Annotated in this window: 13 protein-coding genes; 5 read left to right on the forward strand and 8 right to left on the reverse strand. The window is 63.4% G+C overall.

Annotated features, from left to right (window positions below; genetic code table 11):
- The first annotated feature begins 66 nt into the window (after positions 1-66).
- The 5 genes from AC52Q4_RS09620 (at position 67) to purU (ending at position 5033) form a co-directional block, all read left to right on the forward strand.
- Positions 67-564, forward strand: coding sequence for an ATP-dependent zinc protease family protein (locus AC52Q4_RS09620; protein ID WP_495536578.1), 498 nt, complete (start codon positions 67-69; stop codon positions 562-564).
- Between the two features lie 32 nt (positions 565-596).
- The gene (gene rimK / locus AC52Q4_RS09625) at positions 597-1502 is read left to right on the forward strand and encodes a 30S ribosomal protein S6--L-glutamate ligase (protein WP_495536579.1); all 906 of its coding nucleotides are present in this window, start codon (positions 597-599) and stop codon (positions 1500-1502) included.
- Positions 1503-1676: 174 nt separating this feature from the next.
- Entirely contained in the window at positions 1677-3344 is a 1668-nt protein-coding gene (ettA, locus tag AC52Q4_RS09630; protein WP_495536580.1) for an energy-dependent translational throttle protein EttA, read from the forward strand.
- A gap of 317 nt (positions 3345-3661) precedes the next feature.
- Complete coding sequence (locus tag AC52Q4_RS09635; RefSeq protein WP_495536581.1) at positions 3662-4003, forward strand: hypothetical protein; 342 nt, start codon at positions 3662-3664, stop codon at positions 4001-4003.
- Between the two features lie 160 nt (positions 4004-4163).
- Positions 4164-5033, forward strand: a complete 870-nt coding sequence (gene purU / locus AC52Q4_RS09640; RefSeq protein ID WP_495536582.1) for a formyltetrahydrofolate deformylase — start codon at positions 4164-4166, stop codon at positions 5031-5033.
- 121 nt (positions 5034-5154) lie between these two features.
- Here purU and AC52Q4_RS09645 read toward each other — a convergent pair whose 3' ends face one another.
- The 8 genes from AC52Q4_RS09645 to AC52Q4_RS09680 all read right to left on the reverse strand — a co-directional run bounded on the left by AC52Q4_RS09645 (position 5155) and on the right by AC52Q4_RS09680 (position 15699).
- Positions 5155-6033, reverse strand: a complete 879-nt coding sequence (locus AC52Q4_RS09645) for a M48 family metallopeptidase (RefSeq protein ID WP_495536583.1) — start codon at positions 6031-6033, stop codon at positions 5155-5157.
- Positions 6034-6154: 121 nt separating this feature from the next.
- Entirely contained in the window at positions 6155-8440 is a 2286-nt protein-coding gene (locus AC52Q4_RS09650) for a putative bifunctional diguanylate cyclase/phosphodiesterase (protein ID WP_495536584.1), read from the reverse strand.
- A 297-nt stretch (positions 8441-8737) separates the two neighbouring features.
- Positions 8738-9469, reverse strand: a complete 732-nt coding sequence (locus tag AC52Q4_RS09655) for a choice-of-anchor W domain-containing protein (protein WP_495536585.1) — start codon at positions 9467-9469, stop codon at positions 8738-8740.
- A 219-nt stretch (positions 9470-9688) separates the two neighbouring features.
- Positions 9689-10603, reverse strand: a complete 915-nt coding sequence (locus AC52Q4_RS09660) for a glycosyltransferase family 2 protein (RefSeq protein WP_495536586.1) — start codon at positions 10601-10603, stop codon at positions 9689-9691.
- A 103-nt stretch (positions 10604-10706) separates the two neighbouring features.
- Positions 10707-12716: a tetratricopeptide repeat protein gene (locus tag AC52Q4_RS09665; protein WP_495536587.1), complete on the reverse strand. Its 2010-nt coding sequence runs from the start codon at positions 12714-12716 to the stop codon at positions 10707-10709.
- Positions 12713-14764, reverse strand: coding sequence for a tetratricopeptide repeat protein (locus AC52Q4_RS09670; RefSeq protein WP_495536588.1), 2052 nt, complete (start codon positions 14762-14764; stop codon positions 12713-12715). Before AC52Q4_RS09670 ends, AC52Q4_RS09665 begins: the two co-directional genes overlap by 4 nt.
- On the reverse strand, positions 14707-15135 hold the full coding sequence (locus AC52Q4_RS09675; protein WP_495536589.1) for a pilin: 429 nt from the start codon (positions 15133-15135) through the stop codon (positions 14707-14709). Before AC52Q4_RS09675 ends, AC52Q4_RS09670 begins: the two co-directional genes overlap by 58 nt.
- Before the next feature lie 129 nt (positions 15136-15264).
- Complete coding sequence (locus tag AC52Q4_RS09680) at positions 15265-15699, reverse strand: pilin (protein WP_495536592.1); 435 nt, start codon at positions 15697-15699, stop codon at positions 15265-15267.
- Positions 15700-15707: the final 8 nt, after the last annotated feature.

Raw genomic sequence — 15707 nt, forward strand, 5'->3', positions numbered from 1 at the left:
GATTCAATTTACGGGCAGTTTGCCATAAGCCGGATCGCATTGTCCGCCTTTACGGAGGTCACTCCTATGGTTGGGGCAAGCCGTGACAGATCGCAACCTCGCCTGTGGGTCGGCTGGCGCGAATGGATTGCCCTGCCCGGGCTAGGCGTAGAGCGCATCAAGGCCAAGGTGGACACTGGAGCGGCGACCTCCGCGCTGCACGCCATTCATCTGCGCCGTTACCGGGAAAATGGGATGGATCGGGTCGCTTTCGAGGTCCATCCGATCCAGCGGCGCACCGACACGACGGTATGCTGCAAAGCCGACGTCGTCGGTGAGCGAGTCGTGACCAGTTCGACCGGGCATCGCGAGCGCCGCCTCGTGATCCGCACCGCAGTGCTTATCGCGGGTCGGCGGTGGTCGATTAAACTCACCCTGACCAATCGCGATACTATGGGTTTTCGTATGCTGCTTGGTCGCCGGGCCATGAGAGGGCGGTTGCTGGTCGACCCGGGCGCGTCCTATCTGGCCGGCGCGGCGGACAGCGGCTTTGCCCGCGCCGCGGCGCAGCGGCGCTCCCGGTGAGCACCACCACAGGCAATCGGTGCCAAGGAATTATGAACATCATCGTGCTCTCGCGAAGCAGCAAGCTTTACTCCACAAGACGTATCGTGGAGGCCGCCCGCGCACGCGGGCATAGCATCCGGGTGATCGATCCCCTGCGGTGCTACGTCAAGGTGAGCGCGCACCGCCCGGAGGTTCATTACCGGGGCGAGATCCTGAAATCGGTGGACGCGGTCATTCCGCGTATCGGTGCCTCCGTGACCTTTTACGGCACGGCGGTGCTCAGACAATTCGAGATGATGGGGGTCTTTCCGCTCAACGAATCGGTGGCCATCACCCGCTCCCGAGACAAGCTGCGCTCGCTGCAGCTTCTGGCGAGGCGGGGTATCGGTCTGCCGGTCACCGGCTTTGCCTATTCGCCGGACGACAACGAGGATCTGATCAGCCTGGTCGGGGGCGCGCCGTTGGTCATCAAATTGCTCGAGGGCACGCAGGGCATGGGGGTCGTGTTGGCGGAAACCAACAAGGCGGCTGAAAGCGTGATCGATGCTTTTCACGGGCTCCACGCTTATTTCCTGACTCAAGAGTTCATCCAGGAAGCCGGCGGCTCCGATATCCGCTGCTTCGTGGTGGGCGATAAAATTGTGGCTTCGATGATGCGCCAGGCCAAGGAGGGCGAGTTTCGCTCCAATGTCCACCGTGGCGGGCAGACCTCGAGCGTGCGCATCACGCCAGAGGAGCGCTCGAGCGCGGTGCGCGCGGCGAAGATCATGGGGCTCAACGTCGCGGGTGTCGACATCATGCGCTCCAACCATGGCTCCGTTGTGCTGGAAGTGAACTCTTCGCCGGGCTTGGAGGGCATCGAGCAGGCGACCGGCAAGGACATCGCGGGCGCCATGATCCAGTTCATCGAGAAAAATGGTCGCGCCGGCAAGACGCGCACCCGCGGACGCGGCTGAGTCTGGGCGGGCGCCCGCGTGGTTTTTCCTCCCCTGGCGCGTTATGCTGCCGTCTCGGTCCGCTCGAGTCGCTTGGATCGTGGGGGCATAGTGGCGGCACGCCTGCCGCCGAGCCGTCAACCGAGCACGTGACGGTGTTGGCGTCGGCCTGGGAACCCATCCTTTCGAGGCACAATGGCACAGTACATCTTTACCATGAACCGGGTGGGGAAGGTGGTCCCCCCGAAGCGGCAAATTCTCAGCAACATCTCGCTTTCTTTCTTTCCCGGCGCGAAAATCGGCGTGCTGGGACTGAACGGCGCCGGCAAATCCACGCTGCTGCGTATCATGGCCGGTGTCGAGCGCGATTTCGAAGGCGAGGCGCGAGCGCAACCGGGAACCAAAATCGGTTTCCTGCCCCAGGAGCCGGAGCTCGACGCGAGCAAGGACGTGCGCGGTAACGTCGAGGACGGCGTGGCTGAGGTCAAGGCCCTGCTCGACCGCTTCAATGAGGTCAGCGCCCAGTTCGCGGAGGCGGATGCCGACTTCGATGCACTAATGGCCGAACAGGCGCGCTTGCAGGACCAGATCGAGGCCGCCGGGGCCTGGGATCTGGAGCGCAAGCTCGAGCAGGCGGCCGATGCGTTGCGGCTGCCGGCGTGGGAGGCCGAGATCAGCAGTCTCTCAGGCGGCGAGCGGCGCCGCGTGGCGCTCTGCCAGCTGTTGCTCGCGAACCCGGACATGTTATTGCTCGACGAGCCGACCAACCATCTCGACGCCGAATCGGTCGCTTGGCTCGAGCGCTATCTCGCCGAATATCCGGGCACGGTGGTTGCCGTAACGCACGACCGCTACTTTCTCGACAACGTGGCCGGTTGGATCCTGGAGCTCGATCGCGGCCATGGCATTCCGTGGAAAGGCAATTATTCTTCCTGGTTGGTGCAAAAGGACGAGCGCCTGGCGCAGGAGGCGCGCGCGGAGGCGGCGCATCGCAAGACGATCCAGCATGAATTGGAGTGGGTGCGCAGCAACCCCAAAGGGCGTCAGGCCAAGAGCAAGGCGCGCCTGCGGCAGTTCGACGAGTTGCAGTCGCGGGAGTTTCAGCAGCGCAACGAAACCAACGAGATCTATATACCGCCGGGCCAACGGCTGGGCGAGCTGGTAATCGAGGTCGATCACCTCGTTAAGGGTTACGGCGAGCGACTGCTCATCGATGATCTGAGTTTCAAAGTCCCCCCCGGCGCTATCGTCGGCATTATCGGCGCCAACGGAGCCGGCAAGACCACTTTGTTCCGGATTCTAACCGGCCAGGAGCAGCCGGATTCGGGCACGGTCCGGCTTGGAGAGACGGTCGAGCTGGCCTATGTCGATCAAAGCCGTGACCGGCTCGACGATCAGAAGACCGTCTGGGAGGAAATCTCGCAGGGACAGGATCTTATCGAGATTCAGCGCTACACGGTTCCCTCGCGCGCCTACGTGGCGCGTTTCAATTTCAAGGGCGCCGATCAGCAAAAGCGCGTCGGCGAGCTCTCCGGCGGTGAGCGCAATCGAGTGCATCTGGCCGCGCTGCTCAAGCGCGGGGGCAATGTCCTGCTGCTCGACGAGCCCACTAACGATTTGGACGTGGAGACGCTGCGCGCGTTGGAGGAGGCACTTTTGGCCTTTCCCGGCTGCGCCCTGGTGATCTCGCACGATCGCTGGTTTCTCGACCGCATCGCGACCCATATCCTCGCTTTCGAGGGCGATAGCCGCGTGGAGTGGTTCGAAGGCAACTACGCCGACTACGAGTGGGATCGAAAGCGGCGGTTGGGTGACGAGGCCATCAACCCGCACCGGATCAAATACCGGCGGCTCGCCGATTGATCGATGCCTTCCCTCTTGCACGGCGTGGCGCTCGCTGTCTGCAATCGGTTAGCGCAGACCGTCAGCTCGGGTGACACGCCGTGTCGGATTCTTGAACACTTTTCGTCCTCCGCTTTCAAGCGTTTTTTTAACTAGCTGAATTAACGCGGGATTATCGGCAATTCTGATGTTGGCATGTATGATGCAACGGATTGGTTGAAGTGTCGCTTCGTGCCCTTTGAGGCGGGTTGGCGGCAAAACATCAATCAAAAGCCGCGATTCAGGCACCGTTCGGTGGCATGCGCGAGGCGGCGCGGGGAGACAACGGGAGTGGCATCATGAATGCAAAGGTGGGCTGCATCTATCCGTTGAGTCTTACTCGTCTGCTCCAGGACAATCGGCGCTATCGGGGGACCAAGGCCGTCAGCGACGGGAACCGAGCGGACGGCTTCCGCCCGGCCTTTCTCGATTCTGATACTAATAAGGTGTACCTCTCCCGCCGGGCCGACGGCCGCTTGGCGGCGGTTCATTGTCTCGAAGGGCTGCCGGCGGAACTCATCCTGAGTCGCGACAAGGCAGGCCGCGTGATGGAGACCAAGCCCGGGCTCATCGCCGGCTTTTCCCGCGCGGATCACTTCTACAGCCGCGAGGAGGCGCTGGAGCTGTTACAGCAGCGCTAGCCCCGCCAGGCCTCGGGCGCGATGCGCCAGGACCAGGCGGGAGGCACCCGACGGTGTTAAGCTCGTGTAACACCGGGCATCGAGGTTGGCCGCCAGCAGATTTGAGGGGATGGGGCGGCCGTTGTTTTCCATCAGCGGGCACGCATTCCGGGGGCTCATCGTGAACGCAGCGACCGATCGCACGGCGATTCTGCTGATACACAGTGCGGATCAGCACGGGCTCGTGGCGGCCATCAGCGATTTCATTGCCCGCAACGAGGGAAACATCGTTTACCTCGATCAGCACGTGGACGAGCGGCGAGGCGTTTTTTTCATGCGCATCGAGTGGGAGCTCGCGCGCTTTCGCCTCGCCGCCGATGCAATCGGCGAGGCGTTCGACGAGGCGATCGGGCGCCGCTTCGCAATGCACTGGAGACTCTACTTCTCGGATGATGTGCCGCGTATCGCCATCATGGTCTCGCGGCTGCCTCATTGCCTCTACGATTTGCTCTCGCGCTGGCAATCCGGCGAGTGGCGCGTGGAGATCCCCATGCTGCTCAGTAATCACGAGGACCTGCGGGGCGTCGCCGAGCAGTTCGGTCTGCCCTATCACGTCTATTCGATTACGGCGCAGAACAAAGCGCACCAGGAGCGCAAGATCCTCGATCTATTGCACGCGCAACGCATCGAGCTCGTCGTGCTCGCGCGCTACATGCAGATCCTAGGTCCGCAGTTCGTCGCCCGTTACCCGAATCAGATCATCAATATCCACCACTCTTTCCTGCCCGCTTTTCCCGGTGCGCGGCCCTATCACAGCGCGCATGCCAGGGGAGTCAAGATCATCGGCGCCACCAGCCATTACGCCACGCCGGAGCTCGATGCCGGTCCGATCATCGCGCAGGATGTGGTGCCGATAACCCACCGTGATCCCGTAGAGGAGTTGATACGCAAGGGGCGGGATCTCGAGAAAGTGGTCTTGGCTCGCGCGGTTTGGGCGCATATACAGCGCAAGGTGCTCTGCTACGAAAACCGTACGGTGATTTTCGATTAGCAAGTTTACCGCCGCCTGCGCGAGCGGATTGCGCGTCCGCCGGGCACGTTTTTTCGCCCGGCGTTAGGCCGGGGCAACGCTCCGTCTCGCAAGGCACGCGGATTTCTACGCTGCTCGCGGGCTATTCGGCGGTCGGACGCGTGCATTGCGGATTGCGCCCATCGAACTGAGCGCGCTCGTAGAGGTTCATTGCCCTAGGCAGATGCTCGCGCAGCTCATCGATGCGCGTTGCGTGAGAAGGGTGAGTGGAGAGAAACTGCGGCGGCTGTTTGCCGCCCGCCTTGCTCATGTTCTGCCACAGTTCGATGCTTTGCCGCGGATCAAATCCGGCCTTTGCCATCAGCTCCTCGCCGATTTCATCGGCTTCGCTTTCCTGCGTGCGGCTGAACGGCAGAATTATTCCAACCTGCGCGCCCAGACCGAGCAGCGCCAGGCCTTGTTGCTTCATGAAGCCTCCGCCGGCCCCCGCGAAAATCGAGACCAGGTCGAGACCGGTTTGCGTGGCAAAGGACGTGGATAGTCTTTCATTGGCATGACCGGCCATTACATGGCCGATTTCGTGGCCGATGACCGCGGCGAGCTGTGCCGGGGTCTTGGCCACGCCGAGCAGGCCGCGGTAGACGCCGATCTTGCCCCCCGGCAACGCAAAGGCGTTGACCTGGTTGTCGCGAAACACCGTGACCTCCCAGCTGGTCTTGCCGTATTCACCGGGCAAGACTTGGGTGATCGCATCGGCGACGCAATGCACGTAGCGCGTTACCTCGGTGTCATCGAGGGTGGGCTGTTTCTGTTTCATTTCCTGATAGGCCTTGACGCCCATCGATTGCACCTGATTCTCCGGGAACAGCTTGAGCTGGCTGCGACCGGTGGGTGAGGTGGTGCAAGCCCCCAGCCAGAGACTTGAGAGCGTTACGATCACGCATGCGCTACGAATTGCGATCGTCATATTGTTCACCTCCGCGGCCGGCGGCATCAGTTGCCCTTCCCTTAGTGTGTTCATTGTGAATTGGCATTAGTGCGCACACCAGCGACACCATTGCGGCACGGCGCTTCCGCCGGGTTGCGCGAGTGCCGTAAGCGCCAGGGCCAATGGTCGATCGCGCCGGTCCCGCGGGCCTCGGCTACGCCGATCGGTTCACGTAAGCGGCGAACTCCGCGGCCGGCATGGCCGTCGCGAACGAGGCCCCCTGGCCGAAATCGCATCGGTGGCGGCGCAGATACTCGAGTTGCTCCCGGGTTTCGATGCCTTCGGCCAGCACCTGCATATTCAGGCTGTGCCCGAGTTCGATGACGGCAAGGGTAATGGCCGCGTCGCAGCGACTGGTCGTGAGCTCGTCGACGAGGGAGCGGTCGATTTTGAGCATTTGTACCGGAAAACGCTTCAGGTAATTCAGCGCCGAGTAGCCGGCGCCGAAATCGTCGATCGCGAGCTTCACGCCCAGCTCCTTGAGCTCGGCGACGATGCTCGCCGCCAGCGCCGGGTCTTCCATGGCGAGCGATTCCGTGATCTCGAGCTCGAGGCAGGCGGGGTCAATCGCGGCCTCCTGCAGGACCTGTGCGACGATCGAGGCGAATTCCGGGTAGCGGAACTGCACGGCGGAAAGGTTCACGGCAATGCGCTCGATCGGCAGCTCGTCCCGCTGCCACGTCTTGAGCTGTCGACACACCTCCCGAAGGCCCCACTCGCCGAGTTGCACGATGGCGCCGCTCTCCTCGGCCATGGGGATGAAGCGACTCGGATAGAGCAGGCCGTACTTCGGATGGCGCCAGCGGATCAGTGCCTCGCAACCGATCACGCGACCTGTTGCCAGCTCGATCTGCGGTTGGTAGTGGAACAAAAACTCCTGGTGCGCCAGAGCCCGACTCAAGTCGTGCTCGAGCGCGCAGCGTACCCGCATTTCCTCTTCCATGCCGCGAACGAAGAAGCGGTAGGTGTTGCGTCCTTCCGCCTTCGCGCGGGTGAGCGCAAGCCCCGCGTTGTGGGTGAGATCTTCGGAATTGGTGCCGTTCTGCGGGTACAAGGCGATACCGATACTGGCGCTGACATTGAGCTCGCGCCCACCGGCCAGGGTAAGTGTCGGTCCGATCGCCTCGAGCACGCGTTGAGCGCGCAAGGCGGACTGCTCGGTCTGGTGCAGGACCGTCTGTATGAGGGCGAATTTGTTGCCGCCGATCCGGGCGAGGGTGTCCCCGCGGTGCACCGTTGCGCCAAGACGCTGTGCGATGCCGCGCAACACCTCGTCACCCTGAACGTGACCGAGTCCCTCGTTGATGAGCTTGAAGTTGTCCAGATCGATGATGTGCAAAGCGGCCTGCTGTCCCCGCCACTTTGCGGCAGCGAGGACCTGGTCGAGTCGTTCACGGAAAAGCATTCGATTCGGCAACGCGGTGAGCGGGTCGTAGTTGGCCACATAGCCGAGGTAGGCATCCGCCGCCTTGCGCGCGCGGACATCCCGCATCACACCCAGCAACGAGTGGGAGTGCTGAGCATCCGTATCCCTCATGGGCCCGAAGACGGCTTCGACAGTAATGTCTTGGCCGCTTGCGCTGTAAAGGCACAGCTCGTTTCGCCAATGCCCATCGCGCATGACCCCGGCGGCAATGGCTTCCAGCAGAAATTCCGCTTGCTCCGGGTGCAGCAGCAGGCGTAACGGACTGCCCTTGAGCTCGTTGGCATCGCGGCCGAGCAGCGCTGAGGCGGAGCGGTTGCATTCCAGAATTTGAAACCCCTGATCGACGATGACGACGGCGTCGACCATGCTGTCGAGGAGCCCGGCATGGTTCCAGGCGTTTTCCTCGCATTGCCTGATCGCCGTGATATCGGTCCATACCCCCAATGCGCCACCATCCTCGTCGCGGTGTTCGTGGACGTGAAGCCAGCATCCGTGAGCGAGTTGGTGCTCGCGGATTAGATCGGCCAGTTGCCGCCGCGGCGCACGGCTGGCGGTTTCCTCCGGCGCCGGCTCTCGACTGCTGATTTCACTCAGAAGTGGTTCGAGTGCCGTAAGGGCGGCACGTGGAATTGTCGGTAGCGCTGTCGCGGCATCCCCATTGAACAGCCGCCGCGCGCTGCGATTGCAATAGATGAGTCGATCTTCGGCATCAAAATACGTCACCGCCTCGGGCAGGACATCGACGAGCTTCTCTAAAGCATGATTGTGTTCGGGAAATGATTGTTGGGGCGGAATCGTCACGAACGATGATAGAGGTGCAGGCGGGTCGCGTGGCGAATAGCGACGCCAAAACCATAGCGAGACGGCCAGCGTTGCGGCGACGCAGAGCTCGAGCGCGGCAAATGCCAGCGGGTGCTTGCCGGCGACCGTGAGCTCCCAGAAACCGTGGCCAGTCAACGCCCCAATTGCAACCGCAACGGCAATTACACCAAGGAGGCGGAACGGGATGTTCATCGGTCATCCGCTGTAAGCTACGAAGTTGTGCTCGCCCGCCACGGCCCCGGGCTAGCTCCTGCCTTGGCCTCCGTGCCTTCCAGCGCCTTGCCGGTTCAGCAATCATCCAATTGTAGCGACCCCGGAGCGGCGAAGCATCCCCGATCGTGCATCCAGACCTGGCGGCAGGCCGGTTCGACAACGAGGGCGGAAGGCGTTTCCGCGCCCGTGTTGTTCGCGCTCGACAAAAGTCCGCGGGCCGGGCGAAGTCGCACGCTCGCCTTCCCTGGCGAGGTGTTTGGACGCGGCGCCGGCGCCTCAGCCGCGCCTTCGTCTTGCGCCGAGGCCGAGCAAACCGAGAAGCCCGAGGCCCAGAAGCGCTACGCTGCTCGGTTCGGGTACGCTCGTGGTGGTGTTGGCGCCCTTGATCTGGAAGGCAAGGTTGGAGTTCCTGGGCTGCGTCGATCCCCACCCCAGGGCCACGTTACCGGTCAGCGTGAACCCGCTTGCCAGGTTGCCGACATCCGTAATGGCAAGCCATTCCACCAGGCGATCGGGGTCGCTCGCATCCGTGTTGTAGACGCTGGAGAAAGAGCCGAGCGCCATGCTGTCCAGCATGAGGCTGTCGAACACGACGCTGGAGTCGGCAGCCGGCGTCGCGGTGCGGATGAGCAGCGAGTTGAACCCGGTGAGCGGGTCGAATGCCGAGAAGCCTACGGCGTCGCCGCCGACGGTCCAAGTGGCCGTTGTACCGTCCCAGTCAAGGCGAAAGGCCTCGCTGACGCCGTTCGACCAGGCGTGCTCGCCACTCGAGAAGTCGGAGGACGACGACGTGTTCTTGCCCACGTCGATCTCGAAGGTCGATGCCCCGCCGATGCGGCCTTCGGCGACGAAGTCAAGAATGGTGAAACCGTCGACCGCGAAATCACTCGCATTGGCATCGGTATCGGCGTTGAACTCGGTCACGCTTCCCGCCTGTGCCGAAAATGCCGTGCCCAACGCGAGAACGGCCGTCAATGCAGCCGCTGTTCTAATCGTTGTGTGTCGCATGATTCCCCCTGTGCTTTATGGTTAGGTTCGCAGGGGTAGGCTGTAGCAATTTTCGTGCTAGGACTCGGAAGGTGTTGATACGCAATGGTTCACATATTGGAACGCATCATGGGAACTGTATCACTGTAAAACCGGGCGACAGGAGGGGCGGGGGAGGCTTCCGGCATCTTCTCGCGAAGCGCGTCGCGGCGCCGCGTGGCTCGCCAAATTCCGGCGGCTTTATCGAGACTCGGAATCCCGGCTGTCTTTATACATCAGAGCCGTGATCTGCTCGGATAACAGACCGATCAGAAACACGATGACCGAGGCGCTGAAAAGCAGTGCGCTCATGTTCGTGAATCGGCCCCCGATGGCGTATGTGTAGGCATAGTTTCCCAGCCCCAGCAGGAAGAACAGCACACTCGCCGGTGCGAACAGCTTGAGCGGCGAATACAGGGTGGCGACCTTGAGAATGATCAACAGGAAACGGGCACCGTCGCGTAACGGACGAATGTGGCTGCCATGGCCGTTGCGCTTGCGGGTTTCGATCGGGACGTAGGCCACGCTGTAGCCGGCGCGGAAAAAGGCCATGGTGATCGTGGTCGGATAGGAGAAGCCGTTGGGCAGCAGGTAGAGAAACTCGCGAAACTTGGCGGCGCGGACGGCTCGGAAGCCGGACGTGAGATCCTCGATACGATGGCCCACCAGCAGGCTCGCCAGGGCATTGTAGAAACGATTCGCGAGCGATCGCCCGACGCTTGCCTGAGAGGCGTGATTGCGGGCGCCAACGACCATGTCGTAGCCTTCATCAAGCTTGGCGAGCAGCATTTCGATATCCTCGGGCTGGTGCTGACCGTCGGCGTCCATGGAAACGATGATGTCGCTTTTTACCGCCCGGGCTCCGGTTTTGATCGCGGCGCCATTGCCCATGCTGTAAGGATGGCGGATTAGGCTGGCCTCGTGCTCGCGCGCGAGGCGGGCCGTGGCATCGGTCGATCCGTCATCGATCAGCAGAATTTCGGTGTCCGGATAAGCCGCCCTCAGCTTTTTGAGGAGTCCGGGCAGGGCCCCCGCTTCGTCCTTGGCGGGCAGAATGATGCCCAACGCCGAGGCTCGGCGGAGCGGACTCGGTTTGCCGCGCAGCGCAATGCTCATGGCAACCAAATATATTCGCGTTGAAGGCTTTGGTCTGCCAACGATTGCACAGATGCGCCATCGCATCGCCCGCCGCACGATCGATACGCCTCGCGGTGACGGGTCAGGTGTTGCCGCCGTCGGAGGAAACCTGCTCGCGCCGCTGACCGAGCTCCTCGCGGATCTGGTTTCGCAAATGACTCATCTCCTGGGCGTAATATCGCGTATGACGCAACCAGGCACGGTGCAGCATACCCATTCCGAATGCGCCGTTTACCCGTCGGCTCGGCCGCGGGGCCCGGTCTAGCAGAGCGAGAGCGAATTCCAGGTGCCCCTTGGTCGCGAGCAGCGCCGCATTTTTCAGGATGCCGTCGTATCGGGGGCGGGCCTTCAGCGCATCCAAAAAGTCCCGGTACGCGGCGCGGGGCCGTCCCTGCTCCAGGTGCAGCTCACCGCGTTGCTGCAACACCGTCTGCCGCCATCGGGGCGTGTTCCGGCTCGCCGGATTGGCCAATGCTGCGGTTAGCAGCTCCTGGAAGACCTCCGGCGCGACGGTAGGGCAATTCCCTTGCCGCAAAAAGGAAAGGGTTTTTTCTATTTGGTACCGGGCGACGGCATTTTTGACATCGACGGTGCGCAGGGTCTCTTTCAGGGCCTGAATTTCCGCAACCGTCACGCCGCCGGTGCGACAGTCCGCGCCGAACAGGGCAAGCCGGGTCATCAGGTGATCGGGGTTGCGGGCGAGCGAGCGCGACAATAGACGCCGTGCCTCCATGACATTGCCGGTCTCCAGCCAAAGACTGGCGAGGTGGTTTTGGGCGCGCGCGGATTGCGGATTTTCCCGCGCCCAGGACAGCGCTTGGCGAAAAGGCGCGCCCCAGAGCTCGGCGCGCAGTCCGGTTTCGATGCTCAGAAGGCAAAGCAGGGCGAGCGAAACGCCGGCCCGCGTTCGCGCCCCTCCCCAGCGCCCCATTACCAGGCACCATGCGAGGGGCAAGGGCATGAGCATGGCCGGCAGGTAGTTGCGATGCTCGAAATAGAGCTCCAGTTGCAAAAAGCTCGACTCGAGCAGATGGCCGGCGAAAAAGAAGGCGATCGCGAGCGATACCGTCGGCGCTTTGCGCCGCAACCCGACGACCAAGCCGAGCAAGCCCGCGAGCAGCAACAGGCTCCAAGCCGTGGCCGCGGGCGTGAAAAGCCCTTCGGAGACTACGATGGCATCGTTGAAAAGTCCCCCGGTGTAGGGACGCGGCAGCCACCACGCCGCCAGGTAATCGACCAGAATACGCGCTTCAGTGAGCACGCGTTGGCCGGGGGTGAACGCCCGGATACCCGCCTCGCCCCGCCAGAGCGCGGGTAGCGCGCTCGCCATGTAGGCAAGCAGGAGACCGATGGGGAGATAGATGAAGGCGCACTGCCAGAGCCGCCAGCCGCGTGTGGCGAACGGCGCCGCGGTGCGGCGGCCATCCAGCACCGTTTTCTCCAATACCGCAATGAACAGCGGCAGAAGGGCGCCGTTCTCCTTGGAAAGCGTCGCGAGCAGGCCGCCACCGACCACGGCGACGCTCATCCAGGCGTAGCCGCGCAGCAGATGCCCCCGCAACAGCCAGGCGCGGCCATGCAGATAGCCGAGCAAACCGGCCAGGACGAACGTGGCCGCGAGCATGGCCATGCGCTGCACGATATAGAGCGTCGTCGACACCAGTAAGGGATGTAGAAGCCACAGTGAGGCGGCGAGCACCGCGACCCACGCTGCCCGCGCGCCCCGGGCGCCGAGCGCGCGCGCCAGCTGCAGCGTCAGGGCCGAGAGCAGCGCGCCGTTGAGCAAATGAATCAGCACATTGGTGCGTTTGAACGGCGCCGCGGCGGTGGGCCAGGTGTTCGCGTCCAGCAGGAAACTCACGGCCGCGAGGGGGCGGCCGGTGGGACCCGCGAAACCGGAGGTCAGGTAATAGATGACTTCGTTCAGCGAATCGATCGTGCCCTGATCACCGAGCACCGCCAGGTTGCTCCAGTCATCGAACAGGAAAGTGCCGGATAGCCCCGGTCGGTACAGCAGCCACGCGCCGGCCAGGATGGCAAGCCATGCCAGTGCGGGTCGCAAGGTCGAATCCGCCCGCCACGCGAATCTCATGACGAGGCCGAGGCGCGAGGTAATGGGTGAGCGAAGCGTGCCTCATGGTCCGCGCGAAGCTCCCGCAAGACCTCATCCAGAAAGCCAAAGCGGTTCAGCTCTTCGAGTCGCTCTATGCTCTTACGCGCGCCCGTCCGGTCTCCGAGCGCGATCTGCAGCGTGATCAGGTTCTCCCAGAATTGGGCGTTGCTCGGGGTCAGCGCAACCGCGCGCTGCATCAACGCGTGTGCCTGGCGATAGTCGTGCGTGACATTGGCGGCGAAGTTCGCCTGCAGCGTCAGCACAATCGGGCGATTCGGATTCCGCCGGGTGACGAGGGCGAGCGTGCGCTCTAGCTGCCGATCGTCGAAATGGCACGCACGCTGCGATCGGCAATTGATCAAGGCGTAAAGCGCGGAGATGTCCTGGACGGCGAGCGGGCGCGTCGCGATGATATGTCTCATATCCCCCCACCATTGCGCATCGACCCCAAGCGCGTGCTTCGCGCTCAGAAAAATCAGCGCTTGGGCAGGCAATAGCCCGGCGTGCGGCAGGCGGGCGGCGTGCGCGAAGGCTTCCATGCCGCGGGCGAACAGCGGCGAAGACGCATCGGGTGCGAGCACGGTGAGGACCTGACCGAGCTCATAGTTGGCGCGTGGCGAATCGGGATGGCGAACCGCCTCGGTGGTGGCCAGGCGCAAGGGGTCGCTCCACGTGTTGGCACGCAGCAAGGTCAGGCAAGCGTACAACACTATCAGGGAGATCATGAATCCCAATCGGGCCGGGTGCAGGCCCGGTCGCGATGGCTCGCGCAGGATCAGTGCGCAGAGCGCGAGCAGGATGCCGATGCTCGGCATATAGTTGCGGTGCTCGTAGACCAGTTCGAGCGGCAGAATGCTCGATACCAGCAAATGCCCGCTGAGAAACCACAGCAGGCCGAGTGCGATCAACGGACGCCGCGGCCAGAGCCACAAGCCGACTCCGAGCAGGCCCGCCAACCCCAGCGCCGCCGGTAGCGTGGTGATCGGATGCAGCCAGCCCGTGGAGAGCGGGTAGGCGTCGTGATAAAGCGACAAAGCCTGGGGGCGGGGTGCCAGGATCCAGCCCAGATAGCTCCACATCGCCCGGCCTTCCGTCCACAGCCGTTGGCTGAGGTCGAACGGCCGATTGGCGTAAGCCCCCCCGGAGAGAATGCCGGGAAGCAGCCAGGCAAGACCGAGCAGCGCGGGAATGACGAGGACGATGACGAACAGCGCCAGCACCCGGCGATCGATCTGCGCGTGGCGCGTGCGCCCCCGAAACAGCAACGCCTCCAGCAGCACGGCGTATACCGGCAGCAGCGCCGCGCTCTCCTTGATGAGGAGTCCGAGCGCGCTGCCGCCGGCCAGTCCCAACCAGATCCGGGGCGTGCCGCCGGGCTGTCCGCGGCGCATGCGCTCGCGCCCGTTGAGATAGGCGATCAGCCCGGCGAGCATGAACAGCGCGGCGAGGCTTTCCATGCGCTGAATCACATAGAGCACTGCCGTGAGATTGATCGGGGCGAGCAGCCAGGCGGCGGTGACGAACCCCGCTACGGCATCCGGCCGGCCCCAGGGCAGCACGTCGGCCGTCTCGCCCGCTCCGGCAAGCCGTACGAGGCGGCGCAGCAGCAGGTAGACGAGCAGACCGTTGAGCAGGTGAATGCCGAGGTTGGTGAGCTTCATCGCCCCGGGATTCAGGCCGTAGACGCGCGCCTCGATCGCGAAGCTGAGCATGGCCAGCGGCCGGCCGGTCGGGCCGGAATCCATGGAGAACGCCGCCTTCCAAAGGGAAGCCGGCGAGAGCGGCCCGTGCGTCAGCGCCGGGTTATCGACCAGATTGGGGAAGTCATCGAGCGTGAAGCCGCCGGCGAGCCCTGGCCAGTAGACCGAAGCGGTGAGAACCAGCATGCTTGCCAGCACGGCGAGGCGGCAGAGCGGCGCGCGCGCCCAAACCCTGCCCATCCGTCTCAGCCTGCCGCGCGCCATCCCGCTCAGCGGCAGCTGACCGGCAGGTAGCGCCCGGCAATCGAGCCGGAGCGGCAGGTCCACGTGATCAGGTTGCCGGAGGCACTGGCTGCCGAGAGCAACAGGCTTTGCCCAGCGATGAGGGCGTTGGCGTGCTGGCCGTAGCGAATTTGAATCACGCCGGCGTTGATCTGCACCTGATCGACGTAGTTGCCGCTGATGCTCGCCGCCGTCGGCAGGGCCGCCGAGGCATTACCGGCCGGCAGACGGGAGTAGAGGCTGTAGAATTCCATCACCGCCGTCTTGGCCGATTCGGCTAGTCCGAGGCCCTCGGCGACCTGAGCGCGGATGGTGTAGTCCTGATACGCGGGGATGGCGATGGCGGCCAGAATGCCGATGATCGCGACCACGATCAGCAACTCGACCAGTGTAAACCCCCGGGTGATCGTGCGCATGGCTCGCCCGCCTTTTTTTTCGCTTTCATCGGATGCCTGCCACGCCGCGGATGGGCGTGGCGAATAAAAAAGAGCCCCGCCAATTGGGGGGCTCTTGCCGAACGTCAGGCCGTTGCTCCCGGATCGGGATCAGCGGCAGTTCGTGGGCACGTACTTGGAGTCGAGCGTGGTGCTCCGGCACGTCCACACCAGGCTGCCGCCCCCGCTGGTAATGGCCGAGAGCAGAAGCGTGTCGCCGCTGATGGTGGTGTTGGCGTCGTTGCCATAAGTCACCGTGGCAATGCCCTGTGTCGTGCCGACGTTGACGCCGGTCACATAGTTACCCCTGATGCTGGCGGCCTGCGCCAAGCCGGCGGAGGCATTGTTCGAGGGGAACGAGCCACGATTGTTGTAGAACTCCGACATGGCGGTCTTGGCGCCGTCGGCGAGGCTCAGGCCCTCGGAAACCTGGGCGCGGATGGTGTAGTCCTGATAGGCCGGGATGGCGATGGCGGCCAGGATGCCGATGATCGCGACCACGATCATCAGCTCGATCAGCGTGAAGCCCTGCTGGACCTTCTGCATAGTTAAAC

It is taken from the genome of Nitrococcus sp. (genome assembly GCF_059432795.1).

Coding starts and splice junctions, on each gene's coding strand:
- AC52Q4_RS09620 (WP_495536578.1), top strand. CDS start 67: ATGGTTGGGGCAAGCCGTGACAGATCGCAACCTCGCCTGTGGGTCGGC.
- rimK (WP_495536579.1), top strand. CDS start 597: ATGAACATCATCGTGCTCTCGCGAAGCAGCAAGCTTTACTCCACAAGA.
- ettA (WP_495536580.1), top strand. CDS start 1,677: ATGGCACAGTACATCTTTACCATGAACCGGGTGGGGAAGGTGGTCCCC.
- AC52Q4_RS09635 (WP_495536581.1), top strand. CDS start 3,662: ATGAATGCAAAGGTGGGCTGCATCTATCCGTTGAGTCTTACTCGTCTG.
- AC52Q4_RS09645 (WP_495536583.1), bottom strand. CDS start 6,033: ATGAACACACTAAGGGAAGGGCAACTGATGCCGCCGGCCGCGGAGGTG.
- AC52Q4_RS09650 (WP_495536584.1), bottom strand. CDS start 8,440: ATGAACATCCCGTTCCGCCTCCTTGGTGTAATTGCCGTTGCGGTTGCA.
- AC52Q4_RS09655 (WP_495536585.1), bottom strand. CDS start 9,469: ATGCGACACACAACGATTAGAACAGCGGCTGCATTGACGGCCGTTCTC.
- AC52Q4_RS09660 (WP_495536586.1), bottom strand. CDS start 10,603: ATGAGCATTGCGCTGCGCGGCAAACCGAGTCCGCTCCGCCGAGCCTCG.
- AC52Q4_RS09665 (WP_495536587.1), bottom strand. CDS start 12,716: ATGAGATTCGCGTGGCGGGCGGATTCGACCTTGCGACCCGCACTGGCA.
- AC52Q4_RS09675 (WP_495536589.1), bottom strand. CDS start 15,135: ATGCGCACGATCACCCGGGGGTTTACACTGGTCGAGTTGCTGATCGTG.
- AC52Q4_RS09680 (WP_495536592.1), bottom strand. CDS start 15,699: ATGCAGAAGGTCCAGCAGGGCTTCACGCTGATCGAGCTGATGATCGTG.